Origin of the sequence: Emticicia sp. W12TSBA100-4 (assembly GCF_040253585.1) — a bacterium.
GTDB lineage: Bacteria > Bacteroidota > Bacteroidia > Cytophagales > Spirosomataceae > Emticicia.
Genome location: NZ_JBELAU010000007.1, coordinates 145,844 through 159,882, shown reverse-complemented (window position 1 = coordinate 159,882; position 14,039 = coordinate 145,844). Strand labels below are relative to the sequence as shown.

Genomic DNA, 14,039 nt, shown 5'->3' with positions numbered 1-14,039 from the left:
ATCCCACCATCGCAAATACTTCGACGTTGATGGCAAGTATAACACACGATAGTGACAACAAAATTATGAAAAACATACTCTTTGACTTTATATCAAAATACATTTCTCTGACAGAAGAAGAGAAAAACGTACTACTTTCGTTAGACATATTTCGCTCAATAAAGAAAGGAACGACTTTACTCAAAGAAGGACAAAAATCGAAAGAAAGCTACTTTGTTCTTAAAGGCTGTATCAGAACATATTATATTTTAGATGGCGATGAAAAAACAACCGCATTCTACACAGAAATGGAAGCACTGACTCCCCCTTGTGTAATTAGCAAAACTCCATCCGAATACTATGTAAGTTGTATAGAAGACAGTATTCTTTTAATTTCCAATTCTGATATGGAGGTAGAAGTAAACAGTAAATTTCCAAAGTTTGACACAATGTGTAGAATGTTGACAGAAGAATTATTGGCCAAAGAACGAATAGACTTCGACGAGTTTAAGACTTCTTCTCCCGAACAACGCTACCTCAACCTAATACAAAAACGACCAGACCTCATTCAGCGTGTGCCACAACACCAACTGGCGAGTTATTTGGGTATCAAACCTCAATCATTAAGCAGGCTTCGAGCAAGAATTGTTGAGAAAAAGAGCTAAAGAGCATTTCTTAACTTAAGTGAACGAGATTGGGTAATTCCTCAATCTACTTTTGCATATCGTTTAACATCAATTAAAACCGATTATGCAAAAGAAAATTTTATTGCTCGCTTTGACCTTGCTGATAGCAAGCAAGTTACAAGTAAATGCCCAAGAAACCCAACAAGACAGCACCTACAAAAAATGGTTTGTTGGGAGTACACTCTATTTGTTTGGAAATTTAGATAAAACAAACAACCCAGAATACATACAACTAAACGTTGGCTATAGGATAACCCCAAAAGATGTCATTTCTCTTCGATTTAAACGCTCTATTTATGCTTGGCCAATTGGTATCCCTTTTGGGCCATCCTTCGATAAACCAGGTCTGAATTATCCTGGTCATGCCCGCATACTTGCACCAACACTGGGCTACCAACGTTTTTGGTGGAAAGGTGCCTACACCTCCGTACAAGCCTTGAATGCTTTTGAAAAATATATGGATGAGAATAATAAAAAGATTGGGAATGGCTACACCCTATATCTGGACTTTTATTTAGGTTATCATTTTAAGTTTTTTAAAAATCGTTTCTTTTTTGAACCAGCTATCGGAATTAGTTATTGGCCTGTAAGAACGAATGTGCCAGCATCTTTTAAAGCAGTAGAACAACGATGGAACAACTACTTCATTCAACCAGGGTTTGATTTTGGGTTTAAGTTTTAAACGATAGTTTTTCTTTTCCTGATAAATGCTATACATCCTTTCTTAACTTAAGTGAACGATTTTAAGACTATTATAAATCTACCTTTGCAGTATCGTTTAACATCAATTACAAATTTATGAAAAAGAAAATTTTATGGTTTGGGCTTGCCTTAGTGCTGGCAAGTAGTTTACAGGTAAATGCACAATATTCTAAGCAAGACAGTACTTACAAACGGTGGTTTGTTGGTAGTTCTTTATTTGTTTTATTGGGTAATTTAGATACTAAAAACCCACCCAACTTTGCTCAACTCAATATTGGTTATCGTATTACAGGAAAGGATGTAGTCACATTAGAACCCAAAACTTGGAAATACGCTTGGCCAAATGGTATTCACCCATTTTTTAGTGATTCGTACAAAAAACCTGAAGAACAATTCCCGGGGTATGTGCGTGAAGTTGGCGTTTCAGTATCTTACCAACGATTTTTGTTGAAAGGCTTATATGCTGAGCTGAATGTAATGCCTACTTGGCAAAAATTTGTGAATAACGACGGCAAAAAAATCGACAATGGATTTCAGATTTTCAATACTTATCGAGTTGGTTATCATATCAAACTTTTTAAAGACAGATTTTTTATTCAACCGTCCATTGCCATTACTCACCGTGCCTATCACACAAAATTGCCTGATGGATTTAAACAATTAGATGATAAATGGTCTAAATTTATCTTCGGAGAACCTGGCTTTCATTTTGGGTTTAACTTTTAATAACTTGAGTTCGGGATTAGAATTCTTTTCACAGGTTAAACTCATTAAAATTTTTAGCCGTATAACGGCGTAATATTTGTAAAAATTAGCAAAATCATCTTCATTACGAGGTGTATCGCACCGAGATATTACGGCGACCGACGCTCGGTGTGATGCACCTCAAATAGTCAGTTTTACTTTTTTTTGCTACAATTATTTTGGGGTGATGCTCCATTTTAAAATTTTAATGCGTTCAACCTGTTCTTTTCATAAGACCAACCTAAGTCTTATTAATGTATGACGATAAGCTTCAAGTTATAATATTTTAGAGCTTGTTAGTCCCTAAATATCATAGATGGGAAAAATGTCCATCTACTCACGCCCTTTGTCCATTTTGTAAGAGCCACAGTCATTGCAACTTTGCAAAGTCAAAAACGACAGAATTTTTAAAGCAATAAACAATGACAAATTTTAATGTTCCTAACAGAGCAGATGTATCTGCAAACAATCAAGAGATTTTCGATAACCTAAAAAAAGGACTCGGTATGGTTCCTAATCTTTATGCGGTTATGGCTCATTCTGATAATGCTTTGGCTAATTATTTGGCTTTCCAGAATGCAAAAACTAATTTCTCAAATAAAGAAAAACAAGCCGTGAATTTGATAGTAAGCCAAGTAAACGAATGTTTATACTGTCAGTCAGCCCACACGCTACTTGGAACAATGAATGGGCTTACCGAAGAACAAACCATTGAAATTAGAAAAGGAAATGCTTCTTTTGATGCTAAACTCAACGCATTAGTGGTTTTAGCAAAGGAAATTACAGAAAAAAGAGGCTTTGTGTCGGAAGTTACAATCAATAACTTTATTGATGCAGGTTACACTAAAGGACATATTGTAGAGTTAGTAATGTTAGTGGCCGAAAAATCAGCGATGAACTATCTACACGCAATTACAAAGGTTGATATTGATTTTCCTGTTGCAAAAAGTATCTAATGAATTTGAATGGGTGTAAAACATCAGTTTTGCTCTCATTTCTAAAATAAACAAAAATGGAAAATAAAAAATACCCTTTGCCCCCGTTTACGCTTGAAACAGCTTTACAAAAAGTACAAATGGCCGAAGATGCTTGGAATACCAAAGACCCAGAAAAAGTATGCTTAGCTTACACCATTGACACTGAATGGAGAAATAGAACTCAATTTATAAATGGACGAGAAGAAGTAAAAAAGTTCTTGACTCAAAAATGGGAAAATGAGTTAGATTATAAACTAAAAAAAGAACTTTGGGGTTTCAGAGAAAACAGAATGGCGGTTAGATTCGAATATGAATGGCATGACCATAATGAAAACTGGTTTAGAAGTTATGGAAATGAATTATGGGAATTTGACGAAAACGGCTTAATGAGAAAACGATTTGCAAGTATCAATGACTTATCCATTACTGAAGCGGAAAGAAAGCTAAAATGAACAATCAAAATACATTAACTCTTGTAAACCCTACTAATGGAAATCTTGCTTTCAAAATACTATTTTTTGAAAGCAATGCCTTCTTCGACCACATTCAAAGAAATAATTATTACTCTTTAATATGGATTAAAGAAGGTAGTGGAATTCTTAAGTCTGATTTTTCTGAATACAAATTTTCTAAAAACCACCTTTTATCTTTTTCGCCATATCAGCCATTTATGCTATTACCAAATGGTTCGATTAGTGGTGTAGCATTGCAATTTCATCCAGATTTTTTCTGCATACACAAACATCAAACAGAAGTAGCCTGCAATGGAGTATTGTTTAATAACATTTATCAGCCACCGTTTGTGTTGCTCGACACTAAATCAACGAATACGCTTCAATTGATAATTGAGCAGATTTGTTCTGAAATGCAAAATCCTGCACTGGCACAAACAGAACTATTGGTTTCTTATCTAAAAATATTCTTGATTACGGCCTCAAGATTAAAAACAGAACAGCACAAACAAGCAAAAGAAGATACGACCAATACTAAAGAGCCATTTATTTTACAGTCTCTAAAAGATGCAATTGAGGCTCACTACAGAGAAAAACATGCCGTTAATGAGTACGCTGAAATGCTTAATATTACACCAAAATCATTGGCAAAAATTACTAAAACACATTTAAACAAAAACCTGACAACTTTAATCTCCGAACGTATCATTATTGAAGCAAAACGAGAATTGTATCTTACTAATAAACCAATTAAACAAATTGCATACGAATTAGGATACCAAGACGAATATTATTTTAGTAGGTTTTTTAAAACTAATACCGAAATTTCTCCACAGGTTTATCGTAATACCGTTGGGTTTGATAGACAGGCTAAGGTTTCTATAAATTGATACCAAAGGAATAAATTTTGAGTTTTGTAAAATTGGTTCAGATATACTAAATTTGACTATTAGTGTTTTCAACACTACTCTACGAAAATTGTAATTGATTAAACATAAACAATATAAAGGAGTCTTAATAAATTCATATGGAAAAGCCAAACAACGATATAACCCCAAAAGTAACGGGTATTGGTGGAATTTTCTTTTTGGCTGATAATCCAAAAGAACTGCAAAATTGGTATGCTAAAAATTTAGGGTTTGAAATGAATGAATGGGGTGGAGCAAGTTTTGATTCCAGAAGTGTTGACAAACCCGAAGAAATCAATAGTCTTCAATGGAATCCTTTTAAACAAGGAAGCGAATATTTTGCCCCCTCAAAAAAGGAGTTTATGATAAATTATAGGGTACAAAATATCGAAGGGCTTGTAAATCAGTTCAAAGAAAATGGCGTAACCATTCTCGACGATATTGCAACTTATGATTACGGCAAATTTGTGCATATTATGGATAATGAGGGCAATAAAATAGAATTATGGGAACCTATTAACGACAAGTAAATTCCTAAATAAAAACTTTTTAAGCTAAAGCGATATAGCGTTTTATGTCGCTTTAGTACCAAAATTACAAATAATCATATTGCTTTCATTTCTCCAACTTCACAACTGCCGCAACAGTATTAGCCGAAAAAACAATTGTATCAGATTTATAACCTGTTTTCTCGAAAACTAAGGCTACTTCAGAGCAATTTCGACCGCCATCAACATCACTATACTTAAATTCTCCTTTCGAATCAGTCTTTATATTGTGGTAAGATTCACTTTGCTTATATATCACAACATCTGATAATTCTTTCATGCTTAGAGAATCGTAAACTTTACCCTCCACCTTCTGAAGGCAATCACATCCCCCGACAAATACTGCAAAAAAGGGCAGAATCAAGCTTTTGAATAAGCGTTTTTGATAAAGTGGAGATATTTTCTGCATAGTAAAAGTCAATTTTCATGGTGAAATCATCAAGCTAAAGTACAAAAAAATATGCATTTGTGCATCTGAATATACACAAATCATACGTTTTTCGACACCTTGACACCAACACGACTAAGCCTTCGTCTCTTTGAATATGAAGCAAATATTAAGTTTTTATTAAATTTTTAACTAATCAAAAGGCAAACCTACAAACACCGATTATGAAATCAAAGATTCTATTTTTTACTGCTATTTCACTCGTAAGCATCAGTATATCGTGCAATAAGCTAAACAACTCCGAAACCGTTGACCCAATTCATGCAGGTTTAACCGACTGGACAGAAGCAACACACGGTAAAACCGACCCTAACTATGATGTGGTTTTTCCGCAAGATAAAATCAATACGCTCGAAATTACGCTCACTGCCGAAAACTGGGCAGCCATCAAGGCCGATATGAAAACAAAAGCGGGCAATGATTTTGGCGTAGGTGGCACGCAAGGTGGAGGCCAAATGGGTGGCGGTGTAACTCCACCAACGGGTGGTGGTACGCCTCCAACGGGCGGACAAATGGGCGGTGGAGTTCCGCCAACGGGTGTAAATATTGATAGTCTAAGTGCAGCTATGGGCGGAAATCTTCCAAATGGCGGAGGGGCAGCGGGCGGAGGGGCATTGGATATTATTCCTGGCGACCCAATATATGTACAATCTTCGGTAAAATTCAATGGAAAAGAATGGTATAAAGTTGGGTTTCGTCTGAAAGGAAATTCGAGTTTATCGCAGGCTTGGAGTGCAGGTATTTATAAATTACCTTTCAAATTACAATTTGATGAATTTGAAGATACAAATCCAGAAATAACCGACCAACGCTTTTATGGATTCAAAGAATTTTCGATGTCTCCTGGTCAGGGAGATGCCTCACTGATGCGAGATAAAGTTGTTTCAGATTTATTTCGTTCGGCAGGAATTCCAGCGGCTCGTACTTCTTTCTACAAAATATACATCAACTTTGGCGATGGTCTAAAATACTGCGGTGTCTATACAATGGTCGAGGTCATTGACGATACGATGGTAGAAAATCAATTTGGTGAAGACAAAGGAAATATCTTCAAGCCCGAATCAACTTTTCAAAGTTTCGTACAAGCCAATTTTGAAAAGAAAAACAATGAAACAGCCGCCGATTGGAGCGATGTGCAATCAGTAATCACAGCTCTAAATGCCACTAACCGCACATCAAATGCCGCCGCTTGGCGTGCAAACCTCGAAAAATCATTCAACGTTGACCATTTCTTGAAAGTTTTGGCCATCAATAACACCATCGTCAACTGGGATTCTTACGGAGCTATGGCTCATAATTATTATCTATACACGCCAACTGCTACCAAAAAAGTAACGTGGATTCCGTGGGATTTTAATCTTTCGATGACTTCCACAACGGCAGCTGCTGGCGGAAACACCCAACAACAAGGCGGTGCAGGCATGGGCAGAGGGGTTTCGCTCGAAATGACTGAGGTAGCCGCCAGTTGGCCATTAATCAGATATTTGGCCGATGACGCAACGTATTACGCAAAATATAAGTCTTATGTAAAAGATTTCAATGATAATTATTTCACAAGTGCCAAAATGAATGCCATTTTTGATAAAAACTACAACTTGATTTCATCGTCGGTGATGCAGGAAGTTGCACCATACTCCTATTTATTAAATACGGCGGCTTTCACGAGTGCCATTACGCAACTAAAAGCCCACGTAGTGACACGCAATCAGGCAGTTGCTACATTTTTGAAATAGATAGTATCAATCTTAATTTAATCTACATTCTCACTATTAGTATCTGACCGCTTCGACTTTCGATTAAGTTGGATAAAATAAAGATGTTTTATAACAGTTAAAAATTTCAAGTATTAAATTTTGTAACGATATTGCTAAGCTAAATAATACGCTAAGAAAGAGTAAGTGAAAACGATAAACTAAAAACATGAGAATTTTAATTTTGCTTTTAATGCCTTTTTGCCTTCTGGCACAATCAAAAAAAGATATTCGTAAGAACGGTGTCAAGGGAATGACCGAAGTAATCGTAGAGTATGAAAATGGCAAAGAAGTGAGCCACAACGATGTATCGAAAAAGTTTGATAAAGAAGGTGAGGTAATTCTGGAAGTCAACTACGATAAAAACGGAGCATTAAAAGACAAAACTGCTACAAAATTCAATAAAGATGGCGATAAAATCGAAGAAACCACTTTCGATGCCGCAGGTAAACAAATCAATCGTTTTGTGTATAAATGCAACGCCGACGGCGAAAAATCGGAGGAAATCAAATACGACGCAAAGAATCTCCTCATTAGCCGTTCGGTTTACACAATCAATGGAAAAGGTCTAAAAACCGAAAGAAAAACCTACGATGCCAAAGGCAAGTTGATTCAGACCAAAAAGTATATTTATGAGTTTTAAAAGCCCCCGCCCCCTCAAAGGGAGAATTTACTATGACACCGAATATTTTTTTCGATAGAATACAAGAAGAAATAAAGTTATTTGAGCCAATTACGTTGGCCGAAATGGAAGGCGTAAAATTGATGGATAGAATGGATGTAAAATACCTAATTCCAATCAATTTACTACCCGAAATTCTGTCCGATGCCAAGCAGCATTATAAACTCTTGGAAATAAATAATGAGCGAATTTGTCCCTATCAAACGCTCTATTATGATACCGAAGATTTACGACTTTATCATCAACACCAAGTAGGTAAGCAAAATCGGTATAAAGTGCGTTCACGCAATTACGTTGGCTCTAACTTGCAGTTTTTTGAGGTAAAATTCAAGAATAACCACGGTCGAACCATCAAAAAACGCATCAAAACTCAGGGAATCAATGAGCCTTATTTGCACGATGAAAGTTCTGCTTTTTTAAGCAAAATCAGTCCACTCGAACCCGAAAATTTGCAGGGTGTTATGTGGGTCAATTACAGCCGACTCACGCTCGTGAGCAAGCAAAGCCCCGAACGCCTCACGATTGATTTGGAGCTTACTTTCAAGAATGATTCAAAAGAAGTACAATATGCTCAAATAGCCATTGCCGAAATCAAGCAAGAAAAAGTGGGAGCATCGCCGATACTGGATATTCTGAAAAAATACCAACTAAAGTCTGGTTCGATAAGCAAATATTGCTTCGGAATCATCAGCCTTTTTGAGGGCGTCAAACAAAATAATTTCAAAAAACACCTTAAAAGAATTTCAAAAACCTTACACCAATATGAATCTTTTACAGCAAACGCTATCGCCTGACACCCTACAAACCGTCCAAGCAGCTTCTTTCGAGTTATTCGACAAACTTTCAAGCAAATTTTTCATCCGTTTATTCATTGATTTAACCTCTGTTTTTGTATTAATTCGCCTGATTTTCTACAAAAACTACAAAAAAGCTGACCAATATCTGACGTTTTTTGCGTTCAACTTGGTTATTTTCTTGATAACTTATTTGCTCAACAAAGTCGAAATGTCAATGGGTGCGGCCTTTGGTTTGTTTGCTGTTTTTTCGATGCTACGCTACCGCACCGAAAGCATTTCGACCAAAGATATGACCTATCTTTTCTTGGTTATCGCCATAGGTTTACTTTCGGCCATCAGCAAGGGCGGCTGGGACGAACTGGCTCTTTTGAATGGCATTATTCTTACCGCCACATTCTTACTCGAAAGCAATTGGCTCATCAAGAAAGAATTTACTAAAAACATCGTTTACGATAATATCAATCTGATTACGCCCGAAAAACGCACAGAATTACTGTCAGATTTGAAAAAACGCACAGGTTTCAATGTTCATCGAGTAGAAATCCAAGAAATTGATTTCTTGAAAGATGCCACTCGTATGACAATTTATTTTTATGAATAATTTACCTGTGTCACGCTGTGCATGGCACAGATAAGATAATATTTCCAATAGTAAAGTAAATGCTAAAAACTGTCTCTCTCTTATGAAAAAATACCTTAAAATAATCACGCTATTACTTATTTCGTCAGTCACTTTTGCCCAAAAATCAGAAGTAGATTTTCAAACCCGTCAAGGGATTGGTCTAAGCTTAGATTTACCCAAAGGTTGGGAAGTACAAGGCGAGTTTCGCACCCGATTCAACGAAAACTCTACTAATTACCGAGGTTCATACCTCTATCTTGGAGGTGAAAAAAAATTAAACAAATATATCTCAGCGGGCGTTGGATATCGGCTTGGAATGGTCAATGGCGAAAAGTTTAATCGTTTTTCTGGAAACATTGAAGGAAAATACAAAATCAATAAGTTTACTTTTTCGCTTCGTGAAACCTATCAATCACAAAAACAAACATTTGTTGGCGATGATGAAGGTACAGCCGAAAACTATCTCCGCTCAAGACTCGGTGTAAAATACGCTGTTACAAAAAAATTAGACCTGAGTGTTTCGACCGAGCCTTTTATGCACAAAAACGATGGTGTTTTCGAGACAGATTTTTGGAGAAACCGTGCAGGAATCAGCTATGAATATCTAAAGAATAAAAGTGTGAGCTTATACTATATTTGGCAACCCGACGTAAATAAAAATTACCCCGACACTAAAAATATCTTAGGTATTAATTTTAATTTTGGCATAAAAGTTAAGTAATGATTCAGTCGCTTAATAATTAATTCTCACTCGTAGGAACGTCCAAATTGGACGTTCTTCTTTTCATTATTAGGAAATAATTTCAAAACAATGCCTAAAAATAACCTCGAAGTTTGGTTGCGTGGTCCATTGCCCGATGTTCCTCCTCTCCTGCAACCAATAGCTCATGCTTTGTTTCAAGCACAAGAAGAATTGCACGAATATCTAAGCGATTTCCCCAAGAATCTACTTTGGCAACGTCCAGCAGATGTTGCTTCGGTGGCTTTTCATTTACAGCACCTTACGGGCGTACTTGACCGCATATTTACTTACGCTCGTGGCGAATCTCTCAGCGAAATTCAGATGTATAATCTAAAAGCAGAAGGAGTAGAAAATACTGAAATTACAGTTCAGCAACTCATTGAAGATTTCAATAAACAAATAGAAAAAGCTATTTTTCAGCTAAAAAATACCAATGAGGCAACTTTAACCGAAGTCAGAGGCGTTGGGCGAGCTCAAATTCCTTCAACCGTAATTGGCTTACTCTTTCATGCGGCCGAACACACAACAAGACATTTAGGGCAACTTTTGGTTACTTCTAAAATCGTAAAACAAAGCATTATTTGAGTATTATTGATGCTTTTCTACAAACCATTTAATAAGTTTTAGCGACTAAAACACTTATCGTCAGCATTTTATGTGTTTATTTTTTATTTTTGAGGATTGAACCTTAAAACTATAAACTCATGGAAGAGCAACCAAAAAAGAAATCTATTCTCGATAATCTCGTTGGTTTGGCTGCAATTATTGCCTCGGTAGCCATTCCACTCGCCCAACTTGGCGTAGGTTACTACGAAAACCGAACAACTCAACAACAGAACCGAATCGCTGATGAAGAAAAACGTAGGTTTGAGATCACAAAGTTATTCATGGATAATTACGTTGGAAAAAATGCCGAAACGCAGATTGCCACAATCCAAATCATGAAAGGACTTGACCCTACTTTTTTTCTCACAATTGAAAGTGGCTTGAAAGAAGCTACCAAGTCAGATAGTGTTAAAGCCTCCATTCGCCGAGCAACTGTTGAAGCAGCAACTGAACTTGGCAACGACCCGGCCGTTCGGACTAAAAACCGAAAAGTACAAAAAGTCTTATCGGCCAAAGAATTTGAAAGTCAAGGGTTGCAGTGGGTATCGAAAGGAGATTTCGATAAAGCTAATCAGAGTTTTCAGAAAGCCAATCAAGAATACCAAACCTATGAGAGTATGGACGAATTTATGAAGAAACACGACAATGGATGGTCATCTGATCTCTCTCTTGAGCAACGTAAAAAATTGAAAGAGTTTTATAAAAAAAATTCTACTGGACAATCTGACGTTTTTCCACCGCCAGGTTTTACCGAAATTAAATAGATTTTACTTCAAAATCAGTGTCGGCAAAGCGTTTATTAGTCTGACTGCACTTTGCTTATCGCCTGAAAGTAGCTTTTCGTGAATCTTCCGAATGGCTACTTTGGTTTTTTTTGCCCCAATTATACCTTCCAAAGCATTTTCAGTGGCATATAAACTTCCATTTATTTCAACAATATCAGCATCCATCAGCACTGCAGCACGTAGCTTACTGATGCTGGTTTCTAAAACCACATTTTTGTTTTGCTCGGGCGAGTTTTCTAACAAAAAAGGCTCACTTTTCGGAATACCATTGAAGGCATAATAGCAGATAATCAGCATAAAGATTGCGAGAGTAAGCAAATTTTGAAAATGATTTTGACGAGAAGGAAACGTTGTTTGCATTACCGTTGTTTTTATTACAAAATAAAGTTGCAGATGTTAGGAAGAGTTTATCGGAATATTAAGAAAAAGTAAAGTTTATAAAACACCGAAGCCAAACCTTTATTTACGATTTCTTAACATTGGCACAATTTTTAGTTTATAGTATAATGCGACCTTTGTGTCAGTAAAATTTAAAACACACAGTAATGATTAAGAGTACATTTAGATTAAACCAAACTCACTGGAAATATACCGTGAGAATCACAAACGGACTCAGCGAAGAGCGTTTGTATGAAGACACCGACGAAGATTTGTACGGTGATGCCTTTGAAGGCGATGATTTTGATGAAGTTTTCGATAATTCTATCGAGAATTTCTCAATTGCCGCTTAATTTTTTAGCACGATTTATAAGATTTAAAGATAGACACGATTGATTTTAAACAATTCTTAAAACAATTTACCTATCATCTTAAAGAATATCATATAGTTTTGTTTAGGTTAGTAATCAAAGAATTAGCAGGGAGATTTTCACTCTGCTTTATTTTGTTTCTAAACAATCGCTAAAAACAGAAGCCCTTCGATTTAGGTCGAAGGGCTTCATTATTTAAACACTAACTGTTACTTGGGTTTTACGAAATGTTCGATTAAGAATTCCTCGGTAGATACTTCCGAAACGCTCGTAGCACCATTTCCTTAGTTCTCGAATTTCCTTGAAGGATAATAGTTTAAGGCCTTTTTTTAATTCTTTTTCAAACAGTTCTCTCTCAAAACTGACTTTCTCTAAGATCAGTTTTACATACTCAATCATCTTCATAAACATCTACTTTTTATAATGAACTGATGGGTAACGGAGAAAATTAATGTAAATTTAAAAATAAATTTTTGTATTATACAAAGAATATACAAGATATTTATTAGCAATTTATTTCTCCTAAATTACCTTTTTGGCTGTGTATTTATAACGCCAAAAGGAGTTCATCTATTTCTTTTGTAGTGTTAAAAAATGATAAAATTTTCAACAAAACAGCTTCCATTACGGCATCAGGGCATGATGCCCCACAAGTGAGCATAATAGTAGTTTTTTCTTTTTCGACCAAGAAATCGCCTATAAACTCTTGTTTTTTGTGTAAATCGTAGCGTTTAATTAGATTTTTATCCAAAATACTTTCGTGCGATTGTATAAAAAATGTTGAGAGTTTCTGCTCGCAAAGTTCAACTAAATGTGTAGTATTCGAGCTATTGTATCCACCCACAACTACTGCCAAATCAGCTTCATTTTCAAGTAGAGCATAGGTTGCTTCTTGGTTATCATTGGTTGCATAACAAAGTGTGTCACGAGTATTAGCAAAATAGCGTTCAACTTCGGCTGGTTGAGCTTTGTGATACCCAATAATTATCTTTTTCAAGTAGTCGGCAATGCCTTGTGTATCCGATGCCAACATTGTAGTTTGGTTTACTACTCCGATCCGCTCTAAGTCACGTTCGGGGTCGAAACCTTCCGAATATTGTCCCGCAAAATCTGTATAAAACTGCTCTTTTGGAAGTTCCCGAATAATGTATTTGGCCAAAAGTTCAGCTTCTTTTATATCATTTACGACTACGGTCGGAGCATTTTGTTTGCTGTGCGAAAACGTCGCACGGGTTTCTTCGTGGTTGGGTTTTCCGTGTACGACAATGCTGTATCCACGCTCGCCGATTTGCCCCGCACGGTTCCAAACTTTCTCAACAAACGGACAAGTTGTATCGTATTTATAAGGGTCGATACCGAGCGAAGAAAGTTGCTGCTGAATCTCAATAGTTGTTCCAAACGCTGGTACAACGACCGCATCTTCGGGTTTAAGTTCTTGCCAATCAATTAATTGATTTCCCTTTGTATCCATCAAAAACTTTACTCCTTGCGAGAGTAAATCCGCATTTACATCGGGGTTATGAATCATTTCACTCAAGAAGAAGATCCGCTTATCTGGGTTTTCGGCAATAGTTTTGTAGGCAATCTCAACGGCATTTTCTACACCATAGCAAAAGCCAAAGTGTCGGGCAATCAGAAACTTAACCGAACCAAAATCGAGCACAGTTGGAGTAAAATCTTTCTTCAGTTTATCTTTTGTTCGGCGAGCCTCTTTGATTTTACCAATGATATTACTCTTATAAATTTCAGGAATGACAAATGATTTCATATTTTTTGAAGCTAAAAGTCACTGACCTAAGCCAATTACTAATTTATTTACAAATCTAACAGATGATTTACATATAATGAGGAATAATCTGTA

19 protein-coding genes are annotated in these 14,039 nt (G+C 36.2%); 15 read left to right on the top strand and 4 right to left on the bottom strand.

The window, feature by feature from the left end; translation table 11 throughout:
• The first annotated feature begins 65 nt into the window (after positions 1-65).
• From ABR854_RS11440 to ABR854_RS11410, 7 genes are all read left to right on the top strand, one after another.
• Entirely contained in the window at positions 66-644 is a 579-nt protein-coding gene (locus tag ABR854_RS11440) for a Crp/Fnr family transcriptional regulator (RefSeq protein ID WP_350265531.1), read from the top strand.
• 85 nt (positions 645-729) lie between these two features.
• Positions 730-1,347 carry a hypothetical protein gene (locus ABR854_RS11435; protein ID WP_350265530.1) on the top strand — a complete coding sequence of 206 codons (618 nt, stop codon included), beginning with the start codon at positions 730-732 and terminating at the stop codon, positions 1,345-1,347.
• Positions 1,348-1,463: 116 nt separating this feature from the next.
• Entirely contained in the window at positions 1,464-2,093 is a 630-nt protein-coding gene (locus tag ABR854_RS11430) for a hypothetical protein (protein WP_350265529.1), read from the top strand.
• Between the two features lie 440 nt (positions 2,094-2,533).
• Positions 2,534-3,067 (top strand): carboxymuconolactone decarboxylase family protein, encoded by a 534-nt coding sequence (locus ABR854_RS11425; protein ID WP_350265528.1) that lies wholly within the window; start codon positions 2,534-2,536, stop codon positions 3,065-3,067.
• Between the two features lie 56 nt (positions 3,068-3,123).
• The gene (locus ABR854_RS11420; protein WP_188764153.1) at positions 3,124-3,540 is read left to right on the top strand and encodes a nuclear transport factor 2 family protein; all 417 of its coding nucleotides are present in this window, start codon (positions 3,124-3,126) and stop codon (positions 3,538-3,540) included.
• The gene (locus tag ABR854_RS11415; RefSeq protein WP_350265527.1) at positions 3,537-4,430 is read left to right on the top strand and encodes a helix-turn-helix domain-containing protein; all 894 of its coding nucleotides are present in this window, start codon (positions 3,537-3,539) and stop codon (positions 4,428-4,430) included. The genes ABR854_RS11420 and ABR854_RS11415 overlap by 4 nt, the downstream gene beginning before the upstream one ends.
• 137 nt (positions 4,431-4,567) lie before the next feature.
• On the top strand, positions 4,568-4,978 hold the full coding sequence (locus tag ABR854_RS11410; RefSeq protein WP_350265526.1) for a VOC family protein: 411 nt from the start codon (positions 4,568-4,570) through the stop codon (positions 4,976-4,978).
• 85 nt (positions 4,979-5,063) lie between these two features.
• Here ABR854_RS11410 and ABR854_RS11405 read toward each other — a convergent pair whose 3' ends face one another.
• Positions 5,064-5,405, bottom strand: a complete 342-nt coding sequence (locus ABR854_RS11405; RefSeq protein ID WP_350265525.1) for a hypothetical protein — start codon at positions 5,403-5,405, stop codon at positions 5,064-5,066.
• Positions 5,406-5,608: 203 nt separating this feature from the next.
• Between ABR854_RS11405 and ABR854_RS11400 the strand changes: the two genes are divergently transcribed.
• The 7 genes from ABR854_RS11400 to ABR854_RS11370 all read left to right on the top strand — a co-directional run bounded on the left by ABR854_RS11400 (position 5,609) and on the right by ABR854_RS11370 (position 11,408).
• A complete protein-coding gene (locus ABR854_RS11400) occupies positions 5,609-7,177 on the top strand; it encodes a CotH kinase family protein (protein ID WP_350265524.1) in 1,569 nt (522 codons plus the stop codon).
• Positions 7,178-7,364: 187 nt separating this feature from the next.
• Complete coding sequence (locus ABR854_RS11395; RefSeq protein ID WP_350265523.1) at positions 7,365-7,838, top strand: hypothetical protein; 474 nt, start codon at positions 7,365-7,367, stop codon at positions 7,836-7,838.
• Positions 7,839-7,870: 32 nt separating this feature from the next.
• Positions 7,871-8,671 carry a polyphosphate polymerase domain-containing protein gene (locus ABR854_RS11390; RefSeq protein WP_350265522.1) on the top strand — a complete coding sequence of 267 codons (801 nt, stop codon included), beginning with the start codon at positions 7,871-7,873 and terminating at the stop codon, positions 8,669-8,671.
• Positions 8,640-9,275: a DUF4956 domain-containing protein gene (locus tag ABR854_RS11385; protein ID WP_350265521.1), complete on the top strand. Its 636-nt coding sequence runs from the start codon at positions 8,640-8,642 to the stop codon at positions 9,273-9,275. The genes ABR854_RS11390 and ABR854_RS11385 overlap by 32 nt, the downstream gene beginning before the upstream one ends.
• Before the next feature lie 82 nt (positions 9,276-9,357).
• Positions 9,358-10,017: a DUF2490 domain-containing protein gene (locus ABR854_RS11380; RefSeq protein WP_350265520.1), complete on the top strand. Its 660-nt coding sequence runs from the start codon at positions 9,358-9,360 to the stop codon at positions 10,015-10,017.
• Positions 10,018-10,107: 90 nt separating this feature from the next.
• A complete protein-coding gene (locus tag ABR854_RS11375) occupies positions 10,108-10,623 on the top strand; it encodes a DinB family protein (protein ID WP_350265519.1) in 516 nt (171 codons plus the stop codon).
• A 119-nt stretch (positions 10,624-10,742) separates the two neighbouring features.
• Positions 10,743-11,408 carry a hypothetical protein gene (locus tag ABR854_RS11370; protein ID WP_350265518.1) on the top strand — a complete coding sequence of 222 codons (666 nt, stop codon included), beginning with the start codon at positions 10,743-10,745 and terminating at the stop codon, positions 11,406-11,408.
• 3 nt (positions 11,409-11,411) lie between these two features.
• On the opposite strand, the gene ABR854_RS11365 is transcribed toward ABR854_RS11370, so the two are convergent.
• Positions 11,412-11,789: a hypothetical protein gene (locus ABR854_RS11365; protein ID WP_350265517.1), complete on the bottom strand. Its 378-nt coding sequence runs from the start codon at positions 11,787-11,789 to the stop codon at positions 11,412-11,414.
• 185 nt (positions 11,790-11,974) lie between these two features.
• Between ABR854_RS11365 and ABR854_RS11360 the strand changes: the two genes are divergently transcribed.
• Positions 11,975-12,160, top strand: coding sequence for a hypothetical protein (locus ABR854_RS11360; RefSeq protein ID WP_350265516.1), 186 nt, complete (start codon positions 11,975-11,977; stop codon positions 12,158-12,160).
• Positions 12,161-12,373: 213 nt separating this feature from the next.
• Here ABR854_RS11360 and ABR854_RS11355 read toward each other — a convergent pair whose 3' ends face one another.
• Together ABR854_RS11355 and ABR854_RS11350 are read right to left on the bottom strand one after the other, a co-directional pair.
• Positions 12,374-12,583 (bottom strand): hypothetical protein, encoded by a 210-nt coding sequence (locus ABR854_RS11355; protein WP_082892989.1) that lies wholly within the window; start codon positions 12,581-12,583, stop codon positions 12,374-12,376.
• 142 nt (positions 12,584-12,725) lie between these two features.
• Positions 12,726-13,946: a 4-hydroxy-3-methylbut-2-enyl diphosphate reductase gene (locus tag ABR854_RS11350; RefSeq protein WP_350265515.1), complete on the bottom strand. Its 1,221-nt coding sequence runs from the start codon at positions 13,944-13,946 to the stop codon at positions 12,726-12,728.
• Between the last annotated feature and the right edge of the window lie 93 nt (positions 13,947-14,039).

Excerpts from the sequence above, each read along its gene's own strand:
- ABR854_RS11440 (WP_350265531.1), top strand. The coding sequence starts at position 66 with ATGAAAAACATACTCTTTGACTTTATATCAAAATACATTTCTCTGACA.
- ABR854_RS11435 (WP_350265530.1), top strand. The coding sequence starts at position 730 with ATGCAAAAGAAAATTTTATTGCTCGCTTTGACCTTGCTGATAGCAAGC.
- ABR854_RS11430 (WP_350265529.1), top strand. The coding sequence starts at position 1,464 with ATGAAAAAGAAAATTTTATGGTTTGGGCTTGCCTTAGTGCTGGCAAGT.
- ABR854_RS11425 (WP_350265528.1), top strand. The coding sequence starts at position 2,534 with ATGACAAATTTTAATGTTCCTAACAGAGCAGATGTATCTGCAAACAAT.
- ABR854_RS11420 (WP_188764153.1), top strand. The coding sequence starts at position 3,124 with ATGGAAAATAAAAAATACCCTTTGCCCCCGTTTACGCTTGAAACAGCT.
- ABR854_RS11415 (WP_350265527.1), top strand. The coding sequence starts at position 3,537 with ATGAACAATCAAAATACATTAACTCTTGTAAACCCTACTAATGGAAAT.
- ABR854_RS11410 (WP_350265526.1), top strand. The coding sequence starts at position 4,568 with ATGGAAAAGCCAAACAACGATATAACCCCAAAAGTAACGGGTATTGGT.
- ABR854_RS11405 (WP_350265525.1), bottom strand. The coding sequence starts at position 5,405 with ATGCAGAAAATATCTCCACTTTATCAAAAACGCTTATTCAAAAGCTTG.
- ABR854_RS11400 (WP_350265524.1), top strand. The coding sequence starts at position 5,609 with ATGAAATCAAAGATTCTATTTTTTACTGCTATTTCACTCGTAAGCATC.
- ABR854_RS11395 (WP_350265523.1), top strand. The coding sequence starts at position 7,365 with ATGAGAATTTTAATTTTGCTTTTAATGCCTTTTTGCCTTCTGGCACAA.
- ABR854_RS11390 (WP_350265522.1), top strand. The coding sequence starts at position 7,871 with ATGACACCGAATATTTTTTTCGATAGAATACAAGAAGAAATAAAGTTA.
- ABR854_RS11385 (WP_350265521.1), top strand. The coding sequence starts at position 8,640 with ATGAATCTTTTACAGCAAACGCTATCGCCTGACACCCTACAAACCGTC.
- ABR854_RS11380 (WP_350265520.1), top strand. The coding sequence starts at position 9,358 with ATGAAAAAATACCTTAAAATAATCACGCTATTACTTATTTCGTCAGTC.
- ABR854_RS11375 (WP_350265519.1), top strand. The coding sequence starts at position 10,108 with ATGCCTAAAAATAACCTCGAAGTTTGGTTGCGTGGTCCATTGCCCGAT.
- ABR854_RS11370 (WP_350265518.1), top strand. The coding sequence starts at position 10,743 with ATGGAAGAGCAACCAAAAAAGAAATCTATTCTCGATAATCTCGTTGGT.
- ABR854_RS11365 (WP_350265517.1), bottom strand. The coding sequence starts at position 11,789 with ATGCAAACAACGTTTCCTTCTCGTCAAAATCATTTTCAAAATTTGCTT.
- ABR854_RS11360 (WP_350265516.1), top strand. The coding sequence starts at position 11,975 with ATGATTAAGAGTACATTTAGATTAAACCAAACTCACTGGAAATATACC.
- ABR854_RS11355 (WP_082892989.1), bottom strand. The coding sequence starts at position 12,583 with ATGAAGATGATTGAGTATGTAAAACTGATCTTAGAGAAAGTCAGTTTT.
- ABR854_RS11350 (WP_350265515.1), bottom strand. The coding sequence starts at position 13,946 with ATGAAATCATTTGTCATTCCTGAAATTTATAAGAGTAATATCATTGGT.